This is a genomic window from Aeromonas bivalvium, assembly GCF_000819765.1.
Lineage (GTDB): Bacteria > Pseudomonadota > Gammaproteobacteria > Enterobacterales > Aeromonadaceae > Aeromonas > Aeromonas bivalvium.
The window spans coordinates 1-472 of sequence record NZ_CDBT01000042.1; the positions used below are offsets into that span (position 1 = coordinate 1).

The following is a 472-nucleotide window of genomic DNA, read 5'->3' on the forward strand; positions in this document are numbered from 1 at the left end:
TCTCCCCTCGCGGGAGAGGGGACAAAGAAAAACAGCACAAGGCAGCGATACATGATTGGCAACTTCCAGGCCGGATCATGGCATCAGCCGGTGAACGAACAAGACAGGGCCGTGAATCTATGAGCGACAAATTCCAAGACAGAACCATGGCCTTCGCAGGCATCTGCCAGGCCGCCTACCTGGTGCAGAAGGTGGCCCGCGACGGCTCCTGCGACGAAGCCTCCCTGCGCGAGAGCCTGCAAAGCATTCTGGTCACCGACCCCAAACAGCCGCTGGAAGTGTTCGGCAGCCACCTGGCCATTCGCGACGGCTATCGCGCCCTGGTGGAACAGCTGGGGGCCGATGGCAGCCAGAAGAATGCCGAGCTGACCCGCTACGTGGTGAGCCTGATCGCGCTGGAGCGTAAACTCGCCAAGCGCAAGGACATCCTCAACATGCTGGGGGAGCGGATCAGCCAGATCGGCCGCCAGCA

At 61.7% G+C, this 472-nt stretch carries 1 protein-coding gene; it reads left to right on the forward strand.

Annotated features, from left to right (window positions below; translation table 11 throughout):
* Positions 1-119: 119 nt before the first annotated feature.
* On the forward strand, positions 120-472 hold a 353-nt coding region (locus tag BN1119_RS12520; RefSeq protein WP_041998339.1), incomplete at its 3' end, for a DUF489 family protein.